The organism is Salinicoccus roseus (genome assembly GCF_003814515.1).
Classification (GTDB): domain Bacteria; phylum Bacillota; class Bacilli; order Staphylococcales; family Salinicoccaceae; genus Salinicoccus; species Salinicoccus roseus.
The window spans coordinates 53,921-74,186 of sequence record NZ_RKQJ01000002.1; the positions used below are offsets into that span (position 1 = coordinate 53,921).

The following is a 20,266-nucleotide window of genomic DNA, read 5'->3' on the forward strand; positions in this document are numbered from 1 at the left end:
TGAAAGAAAAGGAGGTTTTTGATGGATGTCCACATAGACTATCCCGTTCTATTAATTGCCATCCTTCTGGTCCTGGGTGTTGTGATGACACGGTTTTCGTCACGACTCGGTGTCCCTTCCCTGGTCCTGTTCATCATCATCGGGATACTGCTCAATCAGATCATCTATTATGATGATGTAGAGATGACCCAGCTCATTGGTATGATCGCACTCGTCGTCATATTGTTTGAAGGGGGACTTCAGACGAATATCATGGCAATCAGGAAAGTTGCCGGACCGGCGATACTGCTTGCCACCGTAGGCGTATTACTTACCAGTCTCATCCTGGGCATATTTGCCTATTTTGTACTTGGACTGGACATGATGACTTCGATGCTGCTGGGGGCAATAGTCGGTTCTACTGATGCTGCAGCCGTATTTGCTGTATTCGGCAGCAAAAACATCAAGGAAAAGCTGTCCTCGACAATCGAAGCCGAATCCGGCACCAACGATCCGATGGCCGTCTTCCTAACCGTCACCATCATTTCCATCATAGAGATGCCGGGGGACAATAATGTTTTCCTTCTATTCCTTTCCTTCTTCTGGCAGATGGGTGTGGGACTGCTTGCCGGCATCATCATCGGCCGCCTTGCGGTATTCGTCATCAACCGCATCGACCTGGAGGCTTCCGGGCTATACCCGGTCCTCTCCCTCGGTTTTGCGATGCTCGCATTCGGCGTGACCGAAGTGATCGGGGCAAGCGGCCTCCTCGCAGTCTATATCATGGCTGTACTGATGGGCAACCGGCCGCTCACCTACAAGCATTCCATCCTCCGCTTCAATGAAGGTCTGGCATGGATGATGCAGATCGTCATGTTCATCATGCTTGGACTACTTGCGTTTCCGGAAGAACTGCTGAACTATACTTTCCAAGGCATACTGATGGCACTCATACTCATGTTCATCGCCCGTCCCATCGGTGTCTTCCTTACACTGATCGCAAGCAAATACGATTTCAAGGAGAAGATATTCATCTCCTGGGCAGGACTGCGTGGTTCTGTACCCATCGTACTTGCCACCTATCCACTTGTAAGTGACATTGATAACGGGTACCTCGTCTTCAATGTCGTATTCTTCATCGTCCTGTTCTCGGCCCTGCTCCAGGGGAGTACAATCACACCTGTGGCGCGTTGGCTCGGATTCGATGAAGGCGAAACCGACACCCCAGCCTATTCTGTAGAGCTTCTTGCACTCGGGCAGACCCAGAATGATATTTACGGTATTGAACTGCCTTCGCAGTCCGCCCATGAAAATGTCAAGATCATGGACTTGGATCTGCCGACTGATGTGCTGGTGATTGCCATCATAAGGGATGACGAACTCATCACGCCGAATGGCGATACCGCAATGCATTCCGAAGATTTCATATATGTCATGATGCCGAGGAAACTGCGCGAACGGACAGAAGCCTACTTCAGCAAACCTCGGGAAATACCCAAGCCCAGAAAAGGGCGGGTAAAACCACCGGCTGCAAAAGAGGAAAAATAGGAGGTCCCGGACAATGAAACGATTCATCATTCTACTATCCATACCTATGTTCATCACGGCATGCACCAATCCTGATGATGAAACGGCAGAAAGCCAACCTCCTGAAGAGGAGACCACAGAAGAAGAGACTGAGGAAGTCACGGAAGAGGAAACTGAAGAGGAGGCACCTCCAGAAGTCACCCCGATCGATGTGACGAGCGACGCCTTCATCTCCAACTTCTTCTCGGGCAACTATGAATACCGGACGATCTCCGTCCACTCGAGCTACGACTATATGGTCGACAGGCTCGGTGAGCCGGTGGGGTCCGGCAGCACCGTGGACGGCACCTACTACCATTATGATCATATCGGCTTCAATTTCCCGGAAGCAGTCGGTAGCGTCGAAGACACTGCCGAACTCAAAGTGGATGGCATCATCATTTTTCCGGAAGAATTCTCCAAGCAGGATGCTGTAGAACATTTTGGCTGGCCAAGCAGTGATGAAGTCTCGGACTTCCGCATGTTCTATGACAGTGACGATTCCAACGGCCAGTATGTCATGATGAAATACAATCAGGAAGACCGGATCACCGAAATCATCCTGCAATACAAGGACCTTTCCGACACTGAATTCTACGACTGATGACACAAAAGGCGGATGCTCATTTGAGCATCCGCCTTTTCATTCCCTGTTTGCTATTTCAGTTCACCGTTCAGTTCAAGTCTTGTAGTTACCGTGGCATTCAAGGAGTTGATCGCCGAGCAATATTTCTTGGCAGACAGATCGACTGCACGCTGGGCCACCTTTTCAGCCACGTCCCCTTTTATCTTGACGATGATATCCACATTGGTGAAACGCTTCGGATCCTCTTCCGCACGCTCCCCATCAATTTCGATATCGATCGATTCCACTTTGTCCATATTGTGCCGCATGATGACATTGAGGTCGATGCCCATGCAGCCGGCCACGCCGTGCAGTACCATTTCCATCGGTCTCGGACCACTGTCATTGCCGCCGACTGCGCTGCTTGCATCCATCGTCACTTCATGACCTGAGCTGTCCCCTGTAGAACTGTAGGCCATGCCGCCCTTCCATTGTGCTTTGATTATCATGTTCTCATCCTTTCAGTTGCATTTGCTCCCATTATAATCGAGTTGTGAAGCTGCTGGTAAAAATCAGCTTAGAATAATGAAGAAATTGCATCCACCAGGCTGTATATCCCCAGGAATGAAACGACTGCAGTCACCAGCCAGCCGATGATGTTCAGCCACAGCGGGTTGACGTGCTTTTCCATCAGGTTCTTCTTGTTTATGATGATCATGATCAGTATGGCAATGATCGGCAGAATCAACCCATTCAATGCCTGCGCAAAAAGCAGAACTTCAAGCGGTTCGAATCCGATTGCCGAAGTGATGATTCCAAGGCCGATGACAAGGCCGAAGACGGTTTTATATTTTTTATTATCGAAACCGCCCTTCCAGCGCATGAAGCTGCTGACAGTTACAGCCGCCCCCATCGGGGAGGCGATGGCAGATGAGAAGCCTGCCGAGAAGAGGCCGATGCTGATGAACAATGGCGCAAGGTCTCCCATCAGGGGCTCGAGCGGTGCTGCCAGTTCCACGACACTCGTAACTTCCGTTCCATAGATCAATGCTCCGGCAGTGATGAGTATGGCAGCAGTAATGATACCTCCAACTGTAATTGTGATGATGGTATCCATACGGGATTCCCTAAGACCGTCCACACTGTCCCATTTCTCACTGACCGTGGATGCATGGATGAAGAAGTTGTAAGGCACGACGGTCGTACCGATCAGGGCAATGACCATCAGGATGGAACCATTCGGGATGCCCGGGATGAATGCTCCCTTCAATATCGCCCCCAAATCCGATGCTGATACGATCATCGTTGTGATGAAGGTGATGCTCATGATGACGATCAGGGCAATCATGACCTTTTCAATGATTTTATACCCACCACTAAGTCCTAAAATGAGAATGAGTATACCGATGATCGGCGCCACAAAATTCTCCGGTATGCCGAACAGATAGGAGACACCGAGTGAAGTCCCGAGCAGGTCTCCACTTATGTATGCTGCACAGCCTACAACTACGGCGATCATCACAAGCCATACGGCTGCAAATTTCAGTATGACGTTATTGAACAGATCACGGATATTTTCCCCCAGTCCTTCACCAGTGACTATGCCGATCCTCGCCACCATCTCCTGAAGTACGATTGTAGCAATAATTGCAAACACGACTGCCCAGAGCAATGCAAATCCGAAACCTGCACCGGCCCTCGTCGCCGTCGTGACCGTTCCGGGTCCGATGAATGATGCGGTAATGATTGCGCCTGGTCCGATCACTTTCAGTTTTTCAATGAACTTGTTTCTTGTCATATTTCCCCACCCCAGTTTTAAAAATGGAAGGGAGCATGCTCCCTTCCATTCATTTATTTTGCATGTCCACCATGCACATGTCCTGCAAGCACGTAGAGTACTGCTGTAGAAACGAAGTGTGCCGAGTTCTGGTTGGCATCCTGCTGCGGGTACACTTCGACGAAGTCCATACCGCATACGCCCCGCTTGCCGAATTCATAGATCATCGTCACGAGTTCATGCGATGTGATGCCGTTGCCGTCGACCGGACCGCCCGGATTGAATGCAAAATCAAGCACATCACTGCATATCGTCAGATAGACCACATCGACGTCTTTTGCCGCCATGTCATATATTTCGTTGGCATAAGCCTTCAAGTCCCCGGCCTCTTTTATATCATTGATCGTCAGGGTCACAGCACCCGCTTCCTGTGCGTACTTTCCTGTTTCTGGTTTGTTCCTCGGCCCTTTGATGCCTGTGTGGATCAGACTCTCATTCCTGACTCCTTCAGTCTCATAAAGGCGCATGAATGGTGTGCTTCTTGCAAACTCATCGCCCTCGTGGTGCGGCATATTGTCATAATGCGAGTCCAGATGGATGATGCCGACCTTCTTGCCCGTATTCGTTAGAGCTTTTACGATTGGATAGGTGATGCCGTGGTCGCCACCGAGACCGACAAGGAACTTCCCGGATTTCCACAGATTTTCGGCAAATGATTCGATCCTATCCATCGTGCCCGGCACATCATGCGGGATGACGCTGACGTCCCCCACATCGCCGAGGCTTAGATGATCTTCGACATTGATGTGATCAAGTTCCGGAAGATATGTGCTGTACCTGGCAGAAGATAATCTGATCTGCTTCGGACCCAATTCACATCCGGTGTAATCCCCCCAAGTGCAGGCGCCTTCCCAAGGGACGCCATATACCAGGACATCCGTATCATAGTCTTCCGTCTGTGTCAGATTCTTCGCGCCCAGCATCGGGGGCGTATTGCCATAAATGTTTGAAGCCATTCCAATTCCTCCATTAAGCTCATATTTCCTTCCATTATATCAGCATGATTGTATAAATGCATTGCCATTATTCCAATATTTGCTCTATTTAAATAAATATCCGTCGTTGACCATATAACCGAATTCTTATATACTTGGCAATGTCGCATAACAAAATACTTATATAGTTGAGGTGTATTATGGAAAAAGTGAAAATGGACATCGGCGAAGCAGCCGATCTATTCAAAATCATGGGTGACCGTTCAAGGCTCTCGATGGTCGCCATGATGAACAGGCGCGAATGCTGTGTCTGCGACTTTACAGAATGCTTCGGGATGAGTCAGCCGGCTGTGAGCCAGCATTTGAAGAAGCTGCGTTCGATGGGATTGATCAAGGAAAGGAAAGAAGGATACTGGACATACCTTTCGCTGAATGAGGAAAGCCCGTTCCACGAGATGATTCCAGAGATCATCGCCGCCATACCGGACATTGATGCGCAAATCTCCTCGATGATCGCAAGGTGCAGCCGGGAGAATTGCTGCTGATGGAAAGTTCAACTGCTGTCATTGCCGTCATCATATTCCTCGTCACTCTGTTCCTGGTCATCCGTCAGCCGAAAGGGCTCGGCATCGGGTGGTCGGCAATCGCCGGCGCACTGGTCGCACTGCTCTTCGGTGTCGTCAGCTTCGGCGATGTCGCCACAGTATGGGGCATCGTATGGAATGCCACTCTGACATTCGTGGCGGTCATCCTCATCTCCCTCGTACTGGATGAAATCGGGTTCTTCGAGTGGTCCGCCCTACATATGGCACGTTTTGCCAAAGGCAATGGATTGAGGCTCTTCGTCTACATCATACTGCTCGGTGCCATCGTCGCGGCACTCTTCGCCAATGATGGTGCCGCCCTCATACTGACACCGATCGTCCTGGCGATGGTCAGAAATCTGAACTTCACGGAGAAGATGATCATGCCGTTCATAATGGCCAGCGGGTTCATCGCGGATACCGCTTCCCTCCCGTTCATCGTCAGCAACCTCGTCAATATCGTATCTGCCGATTTCTTCGGCATCGGATTCATCGAATATGCTTCACGCATGATCGTGCCGAACCTGTTCTCGATACTGGCGAGTATCCTCGTCCTGTATCTGTTCTTCAGGAAGAGCCTGCCGTCGGACTATGACTTGTCTGAACTGAAGACACCGCATGAAGCGATCAGGGACCATCGCATGTTCTCGTGGTCCTGGGTTGTCCTTGCCCTGCTGCTCGTCGGGTATTTCCTCAGCGAGCCGCTCAACATTCCGGTCTCCATCATTGCCGGCATCATCGCCCTGTTCTTTGTGCTTATGGGCAGGAAAAGTGAAGCGGTACCCGTCACACAGGTCATCAAAGGTGCCCCTTGGGATATCGTCTTCTTCTCCCTTGGCATGTACGTCGTCGTCTATGGACTCCAGAACGCAGGCCTCACGAGCCTGCTCGGCCAGTTCATCGGTGCAGCGGCCGATCAGGGGCTGTTCGTCGGAACGATGGTGATGGGCTTCACTGCGGCCATCCTGTCCTCCGTAATGAACAATATGCCGACGGTCATGATCGATGCACTCGCAATCGCCGAATCCGGTGCCCAGGGACTGGTGAAGGAAGGGCTCATCTATGCCAATGTCATCGGTTCGGACCTTGGTCCAAAAATTACACCAATCGGATCGCTGGCCACACTGCTGTGGCTCCATGTACTTAAGAAAAAAGGCATCAATATTTCATGGGGGTACTACTTCAAGATCGGCATCATCCTGACCATCCCCGTCCTGTTCATCACACTGTGCGGCCTCTATATCTGGCTGCTCATCATTTCATAAACAAAGGAGCGTTCCAATATGTCAAAACCAATCGTCTATTTCCTATGTACCGGCAACTCCTGCAGAAGCCAGATCGCTGAAGGGTTCGGCCACAAATATCTGGATGACCAGTATGAAGTCCATTCCGCAGGCATCGAAGCACATGGCATGAACCCGAAAGCGGTTCAAATCATGAAAGAGGCTGATGTGGACATCACCAGCCAGCAGTCCAGTACCATCGATGATGAACTGCTCAACCGTTCCGACTATGTCATCACACTGTGCGGCGATGCCAACGACAACTGCCCGATGACCCCGCCCCACGTAACACGCATGCACTGGGGATTTGAAGATCCGGCACGCGCCACCGGCACGGAAGAGGAAGTCCACGCCGTCTTTGAACGCGTCCGTGACTCAATCGAAGAAAGGATCATCCAATTCAAAAATGAAGGCAAATAAAAAGGAGGCCCACATGGGCCTCCTTTTTGATGGCTGTTATGCCACCTGCTCCGTCTTTTTCCATTTCACATAGTTCATCGCAAGGATCAGGATTGCGACCCCGATCCCGATGATGTCGGTATATGTTTCAGGTACGATGAGCAGCAGAGCAGTGAGGATCAGCACTGCCCTGAAAATGATATTGATATGCGTCTTAAAGAATCCCTCGAGTCCGGCCGACAGTGCCAGCAGTCCGATCAGCGTAGTGGCGACGACAATCGCCACATCCATGAATCCGGCCAGCGGGTACTCTCTGGCGTTCGTCATCAACCCTTCTGTATCGACAAGCAGCAGGGCCGGTTCATAGATGAACAGGAAGGGGATGAGGAAACCGGCAATGGAAAGCTTCAATGCCTGGAAGCCTGTCGTCATCGGATCCCCTCCCGATACCCCGGCACCTGCGAATGCAGCAAGCGCCACAGGCGGCGTCACATTGGCGAATATGCCGAAGTAGAATACGAACATGTGCGCGAGCAGTATCGGAATGCCGAATTCCGCCAGGGCCGGGGCCGCCATCGTCGCTGTGATGATATACGCAGGGATGGACGGCAGTCCCATGCCGAGGATCATGGATGCGATCATTGTAAAGAACAGGGTCAGGAAGAGTGAACCTGCACCGAGACTTGCAATGGCTGAAGTCATGACAGCACCGAAACTTGTCAGGGAAACGACACCGATGATGATGCCGACCACCGCACAGGCGATCATGACGGACAGTGCCTGCTGGGCACCGACGGCCATCGCTTCAAATATCTCCTTCACCGACATGCGCGTCGTCTTCCTCATCGTTGCGATGACGACTGTCAGCAGGAGTGTATAGATGGCAGCTCTTGGAATCGGGAAGTTCATGTAGAGCATCACGATCAGCCCGATGATTGGAATGAGGAGGTGTCCCCGCTCCAGCATGACCGCCTTGACTTTCGGCAGATCCGCACGTGGAATGCCCTGGAGGTTGCGCTTGCCGGCACGATAGTGTACCTGCATGATGACGGCAAAGTAGTACAGCACGGCTGGAATCAGTGCGGCAAGTGCTATCGTGCCGTAGTTGATGCCGGTCGTCTCCGCCATGATGAAGGCACTCGCCCCCATGATCGGCGGCAGGATCTGTCCGCCGACCGAAGCACTGGCTTCGACGGCACCGGCAAAGTTCTTGTTGTAGCCGACCTTCTTCATCAGCGGGATGGTGAACGCTCCCGTACTGACCACGTTCGCAACCGCCGCTCCATTGATGCTTCCCATGAAACCGCTGGAAACGACGGCCACTTTGGCTGGTCCACCCTTGTTGGCGCCTGCCAGGGCCATCGCCAGGTCATTGAAGAACTGGCCCATGCCTGATTTCTGCAGGAAGGCACCAAAAAGGATGAACAGGAAGATGAAGTTGACGGACGCCCCGATTGCGGTCGAATAGAGCCCCTCCGTCTTCAGATAGAGCTGACCGAAGATGTCCCCGAGGTCAAACGGCCGCGTCATCATCATGTTCGGCATGAAGCCGAAGTGGCTGATGAATGGATAGAGCAGGAATACGAGCGCCAGTATCGGCAAGATGATGCCGGTGACGCGCCTTGCCGCCTCCAGTATCAGCACGACGGTAAGTATCGCCATGATGATGTCCACCGTATTCGGTATACCGCCGCGCTCGACCACGATGGCCTGGTATTCGAGGATGATGTATCCTGCCGTCGCCAGGCTCAGTGCAGCAAGAATCCAGTCATAGATCGGCAGTTTACCCCGGTCCTGCTTCTTGAATACAGGATAGAGCATATAGACGAGTGCAAGGCCGACCGCTACGTGCACAGCTCTCTGCTGCAGTGCCGGCATCGGGTTGAATACCATGTAGACATGGAAGAGCGAGTAGAGTACGGAGACGACCGTAACGATCCATACAATCGATTTTTTATCGAATTTCCGCGTTGCGGAATCCTTGTCATACTTCTCCAGGACCTCCTGTGTATCGGGTGCAGCTTGTGGTTCCTTAGTCATATTAACCTCCTGTTATCCGCTGTAGCAGCGTTGTATTTACAATCTTAACCTCTAGTGCGGTATTCGCTTCATAGAAATCATATAGTGGATACTCCTTCTGGTTCTGGATGATTGTGGTCTTCACATTTTCCGAGACATTGAGGTAGAGTGCATCATATGTATCATTGACTGTGAATTTTACAAACCCTTCCTCAGTGACTTCCGGTTCACTTTCAGATTGATGGGGGACACCTGCACCAAAGGTCTCAAAATATGTGTCCGTCAGCAGAAAAGCATTTTGCTCCACTTCATAGACCTCATACCATTCCGACTTTTCGATGGAATGGATCCAGTGCAGTTCAAATGTTTCATCCGGCAGAAACCTGGCATCGTACCCTTCCGCCTCGAGCTTTATCGTCCGTTCCGGAAAAAGGAATAGAAAGAGGAGCACCGCTAGAATGCTCCCCGTCAGTAGTACCTTGATCCTATTGTTCATCGTAGTAGCGCTGGGCTCCCGGATGGATGTCGATGACTGCACGTTCCTGGGCAGTCTCCAGACTGATGTCTTCCGCTGCCTGGTGGGAGTTAGCGAGGCTGTCCAGGTTCTCGAACAGATACTTAGTCAGTTCGTAGACATCATCTTCACTCAGGTCCTCCCTGACTACGAGTGCGTTCATGATTGCAGCCGTCGGTACGGCTTCTTCATTGCCATATGTGTCTGCTGGAATTTCAAGGGCCTCGAAGTACTCTGCATCTTCTGAGAGCGTGTCCACCGCGTCCCCTTCAATCGGTACGATCTTCAGATCCACGGAGTTTTCTAACTCCATCACTGAAGCATTCGGCAGTCCGCTTGTCAGGAAGGCCGCATCAATCTGACCACCGCGCATCGCTTCCGCTGCTTCTGCGTACCCCAGATAGTCGACTTCCATATCATCATATGTCATGCCATGTGCATCAAGAATGGAACGCGTCGCAATTTCAACGCCCGAGTTCTGGTCACCGACCGCCACACGCTTACCTGCAAGATCATCGATGCTTTCGATGCCGGCACCTTCAGTAGTGATGACCTGTACGAAGTTCGGATAGAGTGCCGCCACCTGCTGCACATTTTCAATCGGTTCGCTGAATGTCTCTTCACCATTGACGGCCTGGGTGAGTGCATCACTCATCACAAATGCCATCTCGACTTTTTCTTCTCCCAGCAGGTTCAGGTTCTCGGCCGAAGCGCCCGTCGTCTGTGTACGGGAGTTTACGTCGAATTCACTGCTGTACCCTTCTGCCAATGTCGTGGCGATGATATTATAGGGACCGGATGATCCGCCCGTCGCAATCGTTACGATGTTCGTCTCAAGACCCGCAGAGCCTTCTTCGGATGATTCACCTTCAGAAGCTTCACCTTCTTCTGTTGTCTCCGTCTCCCCTTCACCTTCGCTGCCGCCGTCTCCACATGCGGAAAGTATGAGACCGCAGCCCAGGATGACTGCAAGATATTTCTTGAATTCCATTTAACGACCCCTCCTTCTTCATTTAATAGAAGTATAGCAGAACCCCCTCTCTATGAAAACGGTTTATTTGCAATCTGCTGAATATACAGGAATTGCTTCCATATTGTCTATTTTTATCTTTTCCCGGGGCTTTATCTTTGAATTTTCATTTTATTTGCATAACAATGGAACTAATGAGAAAGGGAGGATTCTGATGAAATCATTATTTGAACCGTATGCTCTAAAAGGATTGGAATTGCGCAATAAGATCGTCATGGCACCGATGTGCCAATACAGTGCCGTTGACGGCATTCCGGATGAATGGCATTTCACCCACTACACTTCCCGCGCAGTCGGGGGCACCGGAATGATCATGATGGAGATGACGAACGTCGAAGCGCGCGGTCGCATTACAGACCACTGCCTCGGCATCTGGTCCGACGGCCATGTTCCCCACTACAAGCGCATCGTCGATGCATGCCACCGCCACGGTGCCAAAGTCGGCATCCAGCTGGCCCATGCCGGAAGGAAGGCACGGGACACGGAGACGCCGGTATCAAGCTCCCCTGTCGCCTTCAATGAGGATTTCAAGACACCGCATGAGCTGTCCACCGAAGAAGTCGATGAAGTCATCGATGCCTTCAGATGGGGGGCTGCCCGGGCAGTCGAAGCCGGCTTCGATACGATTGAACTGCATGCAGCGCACGGCTATCTGATCCATCAGTTCCAGTCCCCGCTGACCAACAGGCGGACGGATGAATATGGAGAGGACCTGAGCCTCTTCGGACGCAAGGTCATTGAAGCTGTAAAGTCGGTCATGCCTGAAGAAATGCCGCTCATCCTGCGGATATCCGCTGTGGAATTCGCAGAAGGCGGCTATGATCTCGAGCATGGCATCTGGCTTTCAAAACAGTATGCCACAGCAGGTGTGGACATGATCGACGTTTCCGCCGGCGGTGAAGGCAAGCCATCAGAAGAACGTTTCCCGGGAATCTATCCAGGTTATCTCGTCCCATACGCAAGAGCTGTAAAGGAGGAAGCAGGCCTGCCGGTCATGGCAGTCGGGCTCCTGGAGGATGTGAATCTGGCGGAACATGTCGTCGCTTCCGAAGAAGCGGATCTCGTTGCCATCGGAAGGGGACTACTGCGTGATCCGTATTGGGTGCTCAATGCAGCCCGCGAAAGGAATCCTGAGGATGCATCCTTCATTCCCGAACAATACGAACGCGCATATTAGAATCATGGAGGCTGAAAATGAAACATTCACTGGATAAATCACATTTCTATTATGCAATGTCCAAGGACAACGAAACCGCGCTTAAAGTGAACCCCGGCGATACGGTCGAAATAAGGACACATGACTGTTTCCAGGGGCAGATCACCTCTCAAGATACTGTACTCGACACGGTCGACTGGGATCAGATCAACCCTGCCACAGGCCCTATATATATTGAAGGTATCAAACGGGGGGATGTGCTTAAAGTGACGATCGACGACATCACCCTGGATGACAGGGGGGTCATGCTGACAGGACCCGGACTCGGTGTCATGGGAGAGCAGATGGAAGGCATGGAAGCAAAAATGTTCGATGTCGATGCTGCAGGCGGCCATGTCTCCTTCAATGGCCTGGAATTACCCATGAATCCAATGATCGGCGTCATCGGCGTTGCACCGGAGGGAGACCCCATCAATAATGGGACACCCGACCGCCACGGTGGCAACATGGACAGCAAGAAGATCACTTCAGGTGCCGACCTCTACCTCCCCGTCTTCCATGACGGTGCACTGTTCGGACTCGGTGACGTCCATGCCAAGATGGGCGATGGTGAAATCAGTGTCAGCGGCCTGGAAATCGGATCGACGGTCACGGTGACTTTGGACAAGGCACGCAATATGACGACCGGACACCCGGTCGTCATCGATGAGGAAGGCATCTACATGATGGTTTCCCATGAAAGCTTGGATGCTGCGGTCGATGAATCCGTCAGACAGATGATTGCACTGCTCCATCCCCATACCGATCTGAGCCTTTCTGAGCTCACCATGCTGATGAGCCTCGTCGGGGAAACACAGATCAACCAGGTCGTCGATCCACTCAAGACCGCACGATTTTTCGTTCCGAAGTCCGTGCTGGATCATTATAATATCTCTTTCAGTTAGGGTGGGACTATGAAGATAGTTGTGGCACCAGATTCATATAAGGGCACACTCGACCAGTATGAAGTGGCGAACGTGATGTCACAAAGCCTTGAAGAGCAAGGACATTCCTGTGTCATGAAACCCATGAGCGACGGCGGGGACGGACTGCTCCAATGCTTCCGGAGCGAAGGCTACAACAGGGTCGTCACCAATGTGACAGGACCGGAAGGCAGGACTGTCGAAGCTGAATATTATATGAAGGAAGGCACCGCAGTCATAGAGACTGCGGAAGCATGCGGCCTCCACCTCATCACTGACTCCCATCCTTCAGACCGCACGACTTTCGGTGTGGGGGAACTGCTCATGCATGCCGCCGATCAGGGGGTGGAACATATCATATTGGGGCTCGGTGGATCAGCGACGAACGACGGCGGATATGGGATGTTCATGGCCCTGGGGGGTGCTGCCATCGATGAAGCAGACCTCCCTATAGGGGTCTTCAACAGGGATATCCCAAAAATTTCGGAACTGAATGTCCAATCACTGCGCAGATTCGAGAAAATCAAATTGACCATCGCTTCTGATGTCACCCATCCCCTTCTAGGGCCGAAAGGGGCAGTCCACACCTTCGGTCCCCAAAAGGGAATAGATGAAGCAGATCTCGACCGCTTTGCAGACATGCTCGTCCACCTTGCAGAAAAGGCAGCCGATGCTTTCCCTGTGGACCATACGGATAGTCCAGGTGCTGGAGCCGCCGGAGGACTTGGCTGGATGCTCCTCAATATCGGTGCCGAGATGCAGAGTGGCGGCGAACTGATTGCTGAAATGATCCACCTTGAAAAAGAAATCATGGAGGCGGATGCCGTAATTACCGGTGAGGGGAAGAGCGACCGGCAGACCCTTGGCGGAAAAGCACCCTCTGTTGTGGCAGACCTTGCTGAGAAGCACCATAAGCCGTGTCATCTTGTATCAGGACAAGTCACCGAAGACCTCTCGGATTATTTTGATGGCACACATGCGCTCGTCGATGCCGACAATGATGTGGATCAGGTCATATCCGATACGGCCTTTCATTTGAACAGGAAGATGAAGGAGATATTCCCAAAATAAAACACTGCCCAAGGGAAATGGGCAGTGTTTTCATTATTCAAAGCTGAAGTTGTCGGGGTTCTTCCCCATCCGCTGATTGGAATCGAGACTGTCGATCTTCTTCATGTCTGCATCACTGAGTTCGAAATCGAAAACATCGATATTTTCCTGTATACGTGATGGTGTGATGGATTTTGGTATCGTCGACACCCTGTTCTGGATATCCCATCTCAAAATGATCTGCGCCGGTGTTTTGCCATGTTTCTCTACGAGCGCCTGAATGATGGGCTCCTCGAAGAGGCCGCCGCGCTTCAGGGGCGCCCAAGCTTCCAGCTGGATATCATGCATTTTGCAGAACTCATGCATTTCCTTCTGGGCCAGATGTGGATGGTATTCCAGCTGATTGACCATCGGCTTGGTGCGGCACATCGAGAACACCTCTTCGAGGTGCTGCCTGTGGAAGTTGCTCACTCCGATCGCCTTAACCCTGCCGTCCGCATAAAGCTTTTCCATCGCCTTCCATGCTTCCGTATATCTCCCTTCAATCGGCCAATGGATCAGGTAGAGGTCCAGGTAATCCAGTCCAAGGTTGTCCATGCTGATTTCAAAGGCTTTCAATGTCTCCTCATAGCCCAAATCGTCATTCCACACCTTCGTCGTTATGAACAGGGACTCCCGTGGCACATCTGAAGCCCTGATCGCTTCGCCTACACCCTTTTCATTACCATAGAAGGATGCCGTGTCAATATGACGGTAGCCTGCATCAATTGCAGCCAGTATGGCATCCTTCACCTGGCCCCCGTCTTCTGCCTTGTAGACACCGAGGCCGATGATGGGCATTTCCACACCGTTTTTCAATGTATAGACATCATCCGCAGTAATTTTCATCATTGCTCAATCCTTTCTTAATCGATCATTCGCTGCTGCCACCATCATATTACTTTTCGACAGTACATATCAAACAGGTTACAAATCCTTTTTTTCATTCATAAGAACACGCATCTCTGTTAAAATATATGATAAGTCAATATAATCAAATATAAAAATTATACGAACGTGCACTTAAGGAGATTTTAAATGAGTACAATAAATGTTTTAGTGACCGGCATAGGCGGCCCCATAGCCCAGGGTCTGATCCAGGGTCTGAAGAAAAGGCAGGATGTTACGGTGATCGGTGTCGACCGCCGCACGGTTACAGCCGGTCATCAGTTCTGCGACCGCACTTACCGGGTCCCGCGCTATACCAATGTAGAAGCCTATCTGGACAGGCTGAATGGAATCATTGAAAAAGAGGGAATCGATGTCATCTTCCCTTCACTGCATGAAGAGGTCAATATATTCCATGAAAACCGCGATGTCCTCAAGCCGCTCATCGCTCTGCCGACCAGCAGGGACTTTGATGTGCTGATGCACAAGGAACATGTATACCAGAAGCTCGAATCGATGGGTCACGGCAAATACATACCAAAGTACCGCGGTTTCAATACGGAAGAAGAATTGAAGGAAATCAATTCCTCACTATTTGCGGATGACTCCCATTTCGTAGTCAAGACGGTCGACAGCTATGCCTCATTGGGCTTCGCCATCCTGACCAGCAAGGAGAATTATCTTGATGCCCTGAAGAACGGCAAAAAGCATACCATCGACTTCGAAGACTACTGTAGGATCATCGACCCGTCCGAACGCAAGCTGGCGATGGAACTCATCAATGGCCAGGAATACAGTGTCGATGTCTATCTTCATAGGGGAAAAGTCGTCGTCGCCGTTCCTCGTGAACGTACAGGCGTCTCCAACAACATCGTCCTCGATGGCATAGTGGTCAACCATGAGGATCTGATCCAGGCCTCCAAGGATATTACTGAAAGTCTTGTGGAGGATGGCTTCATCAACATACAGTTCATGGAAAACGACACCGGCTACAAGCTCACAGACATCAATCCGCGTTTCTGCGGCAGCCAGGTCATGAGCCTCGGTGCCAACGTCAACTTTCCTTCATTGTTCATCGAATATCTCCACCTCGGGAATGAAGTGCCCGTTGAGCCTGTCTGGAATACACGCATGCTCAGGTTCAGGGATCAGATATTCGTACATGAAGACTGAAATAGTGTGATGATATGAAAAAAGCAGTCATTCTACTGATGGTGCTTACCATCGTCTCCAAAGTATCGGGATTCCTGAGGGACCTGACACTGGCATACTTCTATGGCGCCTCCGAAATCAGTGACGTCTTCCTGCTCGCTATCAGCATCCCGACCATTGTCTTCGGCGTCATTGCCGCAGGCATCTCCACAGGTTATATACCGCTCTATTCACGCATTGAAAACAAGCTTGGGGAACGGGCCGGCATTGAATATACGAACAACCTGATCAATGTTCTGATGGTGCTCACAACAGTGCTCGTAGCACTCGCCCTGATCTTCACCGAATATCTGGTGAAGATCTTCGCAATCGGTTTCGAGGGGGAGACCCTCGCACTTGCAGTTATGTTCACCCGCTTCAGCATCTTCGGCGTCTACTTCACCATCATCATCCGCATTTTGAGTGCATACCTCAATTATAAGAAGGTCTTTGCCGTCCCTTCCCTGATCGGCATACCGATGAACCTGGTACTGATCGCCGCCATCGCCATCAGCAGCAGGACGGAATGGCTCTATGTACTTGCCATGGCGAATGTCGTCGCGCTGTTCATACAGTTCCTCATCATCGTCGCCGCCGCATACAGGTATGCCTTCAGATTCCAGGCAGTCTTCCAGCCAAAGGACAGGCACATCAAGGAGATGGCTGCCCTCGCCTTCCCGGTCATACTGGGATCGAGCGTGTCCCAGATCAACCGGCTGGTGGACCGCTCGCTGGCTTCCTGGATATCAGTCGGGGGGATCTCCTCCCTCAACTATGCCAATACGATGAACACCGCCTTCCTTGGAATCTTCGTCTCATCATTCGTGACGGTCTTCTATCCGGACATCTCCAGGAAAGCTGCAAAGGGTGATATGGAGGGACTTAAATATACGATGAATCAGACGATCATCGGCGTATTGCTGCTGATCATCCCCGTCACGGCGGGGGCATTGGCATTCGCCGAACCGATCGTACGCTTCCTGTTCGGACGGGGTGCATTCGATGAGACGGCAGTCATCCTCACGACTTCCGCCTTCTTCTTCTACTCCATCGGGTTGATCGGGACCGGCGTCAATCTGATTCTGACCCGTGTATTCTATGCCCTGCAGGACACTAAGTCCCCGATGATCAACAGTTCAATCGGCATGGGCATCAATGTTGGGCTGAACTTTACGCTTGCCCCGCTGCTCGGCATCGGAGGGCTCGCCCTGGCCACGAGCATCTCCGCCCTCATCACAGTCATCCTGCTTACACAGGGACTCCGCAGGAAGCTTGGCCGCCTGAACCTGACCAAACTCGTCCCTTCGATCCTGAAGATAGTCATGGCTGCAGGCATTTCAACATTGATTGCCCTGATGCTTTACGGGGCGGCTGAAGGTGTGCTCGGCATGAACATCAGTCTGGTCATTGCAGTCTCTGTAATGGGGCTGCTGTATTTCTCTGCAGTATATCTAATGAAGATAGAGGGCGCCGACATATTCATCAAAGGCATCATGAGAAGATTCAAAAGAAAAAGGAATTAGGATCCCCCTGGATCCCAATTCCTTTTTTCTATGCCAATATTCGATTCTCCTACAGCAGGAATGCCCCATAAACGAGCCCGAAAATGATGACCAGTGCAGGATGGACATTGAACTTCGTCAGCATGAGGAAACTTGCCACAATCAATATGATGGTATGCAGACTGCCTGAGTCCGCGAAGGCGTTGCTGAAGAAGTCGTATGCGATGATGCCGAGCAGAATCGCGATGACCGGACGGATCAGCGTCGTCAGCGTTTCGAACTTCTTCGTCCCCTTCAATCTGTAGAGCAGTCCTGCAAGAAAGACCATGAGCATCAGTGACGGCATCACCGTTGCAGTGACCGCCACCACCGAACCGAGGACGCCACCGACTTCAAAGCCGATGAAGCCGGCCATCTTCGTCGCTATCGGCCCCGGAAGTGCATTGCCCAGTGCCAGCACTTCCGCAAACTCCTGGGAATCCATCCATTCATAGTTCTGCACCACTTCCTGCTCCACCAGCGGAATTGAAGCAGGTCCCCCGCCATAACCCAGAACTCCTGGGATGAAGAAGGCGAGGAATATCTGCAGATAGATCATATGCGTCCCTCCTTCCTGAAGAGACTGAATACTACGATGAAGAGGATGATGATCGCCGGGTGGATTTCAAGCACCACCAGCAGGAGAAAGGCGATGAGCGTGAACAGTATGATGAACTGCCATGTCGTCCGTGCCTTTGCCTTGGCGAGGAATTCATAGGTGAGTATCGCCAGCATGACGCCGACCACCGGCATGACGCCATTGCTCATCCCCTGGACCCATTCGAGATCCTTGAATTCGGTGAAGAGCTTCAGCAGGATGATCATCAGTATGATGGTCGGCAGAATCGTTGCGAACACTGCATTGGCAAGCCCCAGCCATCCTTTCTGGAGATATCCGATATAGCCGCCGAGCTTCGTCGCTATCGGACCCGGCAGTACGTTCCCTATTGCGAGTGCGTCCTGGAACGCTTCATTCGTCATCCACTTGTGCGTATCGACGACTTCCTTATGTACAAGGGGGATGGAGGACGGTCCCCCACCATACCCGAGCATGCCTACTTTGAAAAATACCCAAAAAATTTTTAAATGCATCGTCTTCTCCTAGTATATGGATATTGAGCCATCCGTCCGGGATTCAGTGCCCCCGATCAGGGCGCCATCCTCCCCACGTATGATGACCTGCCCCCGTCCGAAACTGTTCGGTTCGAGGTTCACGCTGATCTTATGTCCGCGCCTGGCGAGTGCCCGGGCGATATCCGGATCAAACCGGTCCTCGACCTCGACATCCATGCCGGACTTGAACTGCCACCTCGGAGCATCGAGTGCACTCTGCGGGTTCATATTGTAGTCGATCAGGTTCATCGCCACCTGCAGATGGCCCTGCGGCTGCATGAAGGCACCCATCACGCCGAATGGACCGACCGGCCTGTCCCCTTTCGTAATGAAGCCCGGGATGATCGTATGGAAGGGCTTCTTTCCGCCTTCGACAAAATTGGCGTGATTCTCGTCCATCGAGAAATTGTGCCCTCTATTGTGGAGGGCGAGCCCCGTTTCAGGAATGACGACGCCGGAACCGAAGCCCATGTAGTTGCTCTGGATGTAGGAGACCATGTTCCCTTCTCCATCCGCCGTTGCAAGGTAGACGGTGCCGCCCTCGGGCAGATCGCCATGATGCCTCAATTCCGCTTCTTCTTTGATCTCACCGCGGCGCGCCTTCAGATATGCTGCGTCAAGCAGTTGCGAGACGCCCACTTTCATATGATCGGGATCGGCAACGTATGTCGTCGTGTCAGCGAACGCCTGCTTGATGGCCTCAATCTGATGATGGTATGTGCGCGCATCAAGTGCACCGAACATATCATCCTTCAGCATGCCAAGTGCCATCAGTGCAGTGATGCCCTGACCGTTTGGTGGAATCTCGTGGATTTCATGCCCCTTATAGCCGATGCTGATCGGCTCCACATAATCCACCTCGAAACCTTCGAGGTCCTCATGGGAGAGAAGTCCGCCTGTTTCATTGCTGTAACGGATGATCCTGTCCGCAAGCGCTCCTTTATACACGCTTTTTCCGTCAGTTTCTGCAATGTCCCGAAGGGTTTCTGCATGATGCGGCAATGTCTTTATCTCACCCGCCGACACGGTTCCGAAGATATCGAGCCATGGTTTGATCTCCTCGAAGTTTTCGGCCTCCCTGCTGTAGTTGCTGTAGGCGGCCTGCCAATATTTCGCTGTGACCGGTGTAATCGCAAATCCTTCACTTGCTGCACGGATGGCTGGCGCCAGCACTTCCTTCAGTGTCAGGTTGCCGAAGTCGTTGATGAGCGTCGCCCATGCCTTCGGCACCCCCGGTACATTGACCGGCAGCCAGCCGAATTTCGGCATTTCGCTGAAGCCGCGCTTCCGGATCTCCTCCATGCTCAATTTTCGTGGCGAACGTCCGCTTGCATTCATCCCGTGCAGCTTGCCGTTCATCCAAGCGATCATGAAGGCGTCTCCTCCAATGCCGTTGCTCGTCGGTTCTACGACCGTCAGGGTGGCTGCAGTTGCGATGGCTGCGTCCATGGCATTTCCGCCCTGCTTCATCACTTCGATGCCTGCTTCCGTGGCCAGTGGATGTGTCGTTGCGACCATGCCGTTCTTGGCGTATGTACTGAAGCGCCGGTTCATATATGGATAACTGTAATGATTCATTTCCGATCCCCTTTTTTGAAATTTCAATCTTCTAAAG

The 20,266-nt window shown here is 51.8% G+C and carries 20 protein-coding genes; 10 read left to right on the forward strand and 10 right to left on the reverse strand.

Annotation, left to right across the window (positions count from 1 at the left end):
• Nucleotides 1-21 precede the first annotated feature (21 nt).
• Together EDC33_RS07405 and EDC33_RS07410 are read left to right on the forward strand one after the other, a co-directional pair.
• On the forward strand, nucleotides 22-1,527 hold the full coding sequence (locus tag EDC33_RS07405; RefSeq protein ID WP_124010694.1) for a potassium/proton antiporter: 1,506 nt from the start codon (nucleotides 22-24) through the stop codon (nucleotides 1,525-1,527).
• A gap of 13 nt (nucleotides 1,528-1,540) precedes the next feature.
• Nucleotides 1,541-2,149, forward strand: coding sequence for a hypothetical protein (locus EDC33_RS07410; RefSeq protein ID WP_124010695.1), 609 nt, complete (start codon nucleotides 1,541-1,543; stop codon nucleotides 2,147-2,149).
• Nucleotides 2,150-2,202: 53 nt separating this feature from the next.
• Here the strand turns inward: EDC33_RS07410 and EDC33_RS07415 are convergent, their stop codons facing one another.
• From EDC33_RS07415 to EDC33_RS07425, 3 genes are all read right to left on the reverse strand, one after another.
• Nucleotides 2,203-2,619, reverse strand: a complete 417-nt coding sequence (locus tag EDC33_RS07415; protein WP_124010696.1) for an OsmC family protein — start codon at nucleotides 2,617-2,619, stop codon at nucleotides 2,203-2,205.
• A 68-nt stretch (nucleotides 2,620-2,687) separates the two neighbouring features.
• On the reverse strand, nucleotides 2,688-3,908 hold the full coding sequence (locus EDC33_RS07420; RefSeq protein WP_094906369.1) for an Nramp family divalent metal transporter: 1,221 nt from the start codon (nucleotides 3,906-3,908) through the stop codon (nucleotides 2,688-2,690).
• 53 nt (nucleotides 3,909-3,961) lie between these two features.
• Nucleotides 3,962-4,903, reverse strand: a complete 942-nt coding sequence (locus tag EDC33_RS07425) for an agmatinase family protein (protein WP_124010697.1) — start codon at nucleotides 4,901-4,903, stop codon at nucleotides 3,962-3,964.
• A gap of 179 nt (nucleotides 4,904-5,082) precedes the next feature.
• Here EDC33_RS07425 and EDC33_RS07430 point away from each other — a divergent pair, with 179 nt between their 5' ends.
• Genes EDC33_RS07430 through arsC form a run of 3 tightly spaced genes read left to right on the forward strand, consistent with a single transcriptional unit; the run spans nucleotide 5,083 to nucleotide 7,169 of the window.
• A complete protein-coding gene (locus tag EDC33_RS07430) occupies nucleotides 5,083-5,427 on the forward strand; it encodes an ArsR/SmtB family transcription factor (protein ID WP_124010698.1) in 345 nt (114 codons plus the stop codon).
• On the forward strand, nucleotides 5,427-6,731 hold the full coding sequence (locus tag EDC33_RS07435) for an arsenic transporter (RefSeq protein WP_040105977.1): 1,305 nt from the start codon (nucleotides 5,427-5,429) through the stop codon (nucleotides 6,729-6,731). Before EDC33_RS07430 ends, EDC33_RS07435 begins: the two co-directional genes overlap by 1 nt.
• A gap of 18 nt (nucleotides 6,732-6,749) precedes the next feature.
• Nucleotides 6,750-7,169, forward strand: coding sequence for an arsenate reductase (thioredoxin) (arsC, locus tag EDC33_RS07440; protein WP_094906365.1), 420 nt, complete (start codon nucleotides 6,750-6,752; stop codon nucleotides 7,167-7,169).
• A 36-nt stretch (nucleotides 7,170-7,205) separates the two neighbouring features.
• Here the strand turns inward: arsC and EDC33_RS07445 are convergent, their stop codons facing one another.
• Genes EDC33_RS07445 through EDC33_RS07455 form a run of 3 tightly spaced genes read right to left on the reverse strand, consistent with a single transcriptional unit; the run spans nucleotide 7,206 to nucleotide 10,672 of the window.
• Nucleotides 7,206-9,188: a TRAP transporter permease gene (locus EDC33_RS07445; protein WP_124010699.1), complete on the reverse strand. Its 1,983-nt coding sequence runs from the start codon at nucleotides 9,186-9,188 to the stop codon at nucleotides 7,206-7,208.
• A gap of 1 nt (nucleotide 9,189) precedes the next feature.
• Nucleotides 9,190-9,663, reverse strand: coding sequence for a DUF1850 domain-containing protein (locus EDC33_RS07450; protein ID WP_124010700.1), 474 nt, complete (start codon nucleotides 9,661-9,663; stop codon nucleotides 9,190-9,192).
• On the reverse strand, nucleotides 9,653-10,672 hold the full coding sequence (locus EDC33_RS07455; RefSeq protein ID WP_124010701.1) for a TAXI family TRAP transporter solute-binding subunit: 1,020 nt from the start codon (nucleotides 10,670-10,672) through the stop codon (nucleotides 9,653-9,655). The genes EDC33_RS07450 and EDC33_RS07455 overlap by 11 nt, the downstream gene beginning before the upstream one ends.
• A 193-nt stretch (nucleotides 10,673-10,865) precedes the next feature.
• Here EDC33_RS07455 and EDC33_RS07460 point away from each other — a divergent pair, with 193 nt between their 5' ends.
• From EDC33_RS07460 to EDC33_RS07470, 3 genes are read left to right on the forward strand one after another with little or no spacing between them, the layout of a single operon-like run.
• Nucleotides 10,866-11,888 carry an NADH:flavin oxidoreductase/NADH oxidase gene (locus EDC33_RS07460; RefSeq protein ID WP_124010702.1) on the forward strand — a complete coding sequence of 341 codons (1,023 nt, stop codon included), beginning with the start codon at nucleotides 10,866-10,868 and terminating at the stop codon, nucleotides 11,886-11,888.
• 17 nt (nucleotides 11,889-11,905) lie between these two features.
• On the forward strand, nucleotides 11,906-12,811 hold the full coding sequence (locus EDC33_RS07465) for an acetamidase/formamidase family protein (RefSeq protein WP_124010703.1): 906 nt from the start codon (nucleotides 11,906-11,908) through the stop codon (nucleotides 12,809-12,811).
• Nucleotides 12,812-12,820: 9 nt separating this feature from the next.
• Entirely contained in the window at nucleotides 12,821-13,900 is a 1,080-nt protein-coding gene (locus EDC33_RS07470) for a glycerate kinase (RefSeq protein WP_124010704.1), read from the forward strand.
• A 33-nt stretch (nucleotides 13,901-13,933) separates the two neighbouring features.
• Here the strand turns inward: EDC33_RS07470 and EDC33_RS07475 are convergent, their stop codons facing one another.
• Nucleotides 13,934-14,770, reverse strand: a complete 837-nt coding sequence (locus tag EDC33_RS07475; protein WP_371868325.1) for an aldo/keto reductase — start codon at nucleotides 14,768-14,770, stop codon at nucleotides 13,934-13,936.
• Between the two features lie 186 nt (nucleotides 14,771-14,956).
• Here EDC33_RS07475 and EDC33_RS07480 point away from each other — a divergent pair, with 186 nt between their 5' ends.
• Nucleotides 14,957-15,979 (forward strand): ATP-grasp domain-containing protein, encoded by a 1,023-nt coding sequence (locus EDC33_RS07480; protein ID WP_124010705.1) that lies wholly within the window; start codon nucleotides 14,957-14,959, stop codon nucleotides 15,977-15,979.
• A 14-nt stretch (nucleotides 15,980-15,993) separates the two neighbouring features.
• Nucleotides 15,994-17,520 (forward strand): murein biosynthesis integral membrane protein MurJ, encoded by a 1,527-nt coding sequence (gene murJ / locus EDC33_RS07485; RefSeq protein WP_124010706.1) that lies wholly within the window; start codon nucleotides 15,994-15,996, stop codon nucleotides 17,518-17,520.
• Between the two features lie 49 nt (nucleotides 17,521-17,569).
• Here murJ and EDC33_RS07490 read toward each other — a convergent pair whose 3' ends face one another.
• From EDC33_RS07490 to EDC33_RS07500, 3 genes are read right to left on the reverse strand one after another with little or no spacing between them, the layout of a single operon-like run.
• Entirely contained in the window at nucleotides 17,570-18,097 is a 528-nt protein-coding gene (locus EDC33_RS07490; protein WP_094906357.1) for a chromate transporter, read from the reverse strand.
• Nucleotides 18,094-18,630: a chromate transporter gene (locus EDC33_RS07495; RefSeq protein WP_124010707.1), complete on the reverse strand. Its 537-nt coding sequence runs from the start codon at nucleotides 18,628-18,630 to the stop codon at nucleotides 18,094-18,096. The genes EDC33_RS07490 and EDC33_RS07495 overlap by 4 nt, the downstream gene beginning before the upstream one ends.
• 9 nt (nucleotides 18,631-18,639) lie before the next feature.
• Nucleotides 18,640-20,229, reverse strand: a complete 1,590-nt coding sequence (locus EDC33_RS07500) for a gamma-glutamyltransferase family protein (protein ID WP_124010708.1) — start codon at nucleotides 20,227-20,229, stop codon at nucleotides 18,640-18,642.
• Nucleotides 20,230-20,266 lie beyond the last annotated feature (37 nt).

Bases quoted from the DNA above. Each gene is read 5' to 3' on its own strand.
- EDC33_RS07405 (WP_124010694.1), top strand. From the start codon at position 22: ATGGATGTCCACATAGACTATCCCGTTCTATTAATTGCCATCCTTCTG.
- EDC33_RS07410 (WP_124010695.1), top strand. From the start codon at position 1,541: ATGAAACGATTCATCATTCTACTATCCATACCTATGTTCATCACGGCA.
- EDC33_RS07415 (WP_124010696.1), bottom strand. From the start codon at position 2,619: ATGATAATCAAAGCACAATGGAAGGGCGGCATGGCCTACAGTTCTACA.
- EDC33_RS07420 (WP_094906369.1), bottom strand. From the start codon at position 3,908: ATGACAAGAAACAAGTTCATTGAAAAACTGAAAGTGATCGGACCAGGC.
- EDC33_RS07425 (WP_124010697.1), bottom strand. From the start codon at position 4,903: ATGGCTTCAAACATTTATGGCAATACGCCCCCGATGCTGGGCGCGAAG.
- EDC33_RS07430 (WP_124010698.1), top strand. From the start codon at position 5,083: ATGGAAAAAGTGAAAATGGACATCGGCGAAGCAGCCGATCTATTCAAA.
- EDC33_RS07435 (WP_040105977.1), top strand. From the start codon at position 5,427: ATGGAAAGTTCAACTGCTGTCATTGCCGTCATCATATTCCTCGTCACT.
- arsC (WP_094906365.1), top strand. From the start codon at position 6,750: ATGTCAAAACCAATCGTCTATTTCCTATGTACCGGCAACTCCTGCAGA.
- EDC33_RS07445 (WP_124010699.1), bottom strand. From the start codon at position 9,188: ATGACTAAGGAACCACAAGCTGCACCCGATACACAGGAGGTCCTGGAG.
- EDC33_RS07450 (WP_124010700.1), bottom strand. From the start codon at position 9,663: ATGAACAATAGGATCAAGGTACTACTGACGGGGAGCATTCTAGCGGTG.
- EDC33_RS07455 (WP_124010701.1), bottom strand. From the start codon at position 10,672: ATGGAATTCAAGAAATATCTTGCAGTCATCCTGGGCTGCGGTCTCATA.
- EDC33_RS07460 (WP_124010702.1), top strand. From the start codon at position 10,866: ATGAAATCATTATTTGAACCGTATGCTCTAAAAGGATTGGAATTGCGC.
- EDC33_RS07465 (WP_124010703.1), top strand. From the start codon at position 11,906: ATGAAACATTCACTGGATAAATCACATTTCTATTATGCAATGTCCAAG.
- EDC33_RS07470 (WP_124010704.1), top strand. From the start codon at position 12,821: ATGAAGATAGTTGTGGCACCAGATTCATATAAGGGCACACTCGACCAG.
- EDC33_RS07475 (WP_371868325.1), bottom strand. From the start codon at position 14,770: ATGATGAAAATTACTGCGGATGATGTCTATACATTGAAAAACGGTGTG.
- EDC33_RS07480 (WP_124010705.1), top strand. From the start codon at position 14,957: ATGAGTACAATAAATGTTTTAGTGACCGGCATAGGCGGCCCCATAGCC.
- murJ (WP_124010706.1), top strand. From the start codon at position 15,994: ATGAAAAAAGCAGTCATTCTACTGATGGTGCTTACCATCGTCTCCAAA.
- EDC33_RS07490 (WP_094906357.1), bottom strand. From the start codon at position 18,097: ATGATCTATCTGCAGATATTCCTCGCCTTCTTCATCCCAGGAGTTCTG.
- EDC33_RS07495 (WP_124010707.1), bottom strand. From the start codon at position 18,630: ATGCATTTAAAAATTTTTTGGGTATTTTTCAAAGTAGGCATGCTCGGG.
- EDC33_RS07500 (WP_124010708.1), bottom strand. From the start codon at position 20,229: ATGAATCATTACAGTTATCCATATATGAACCGGCGCTTCAGTACATAC.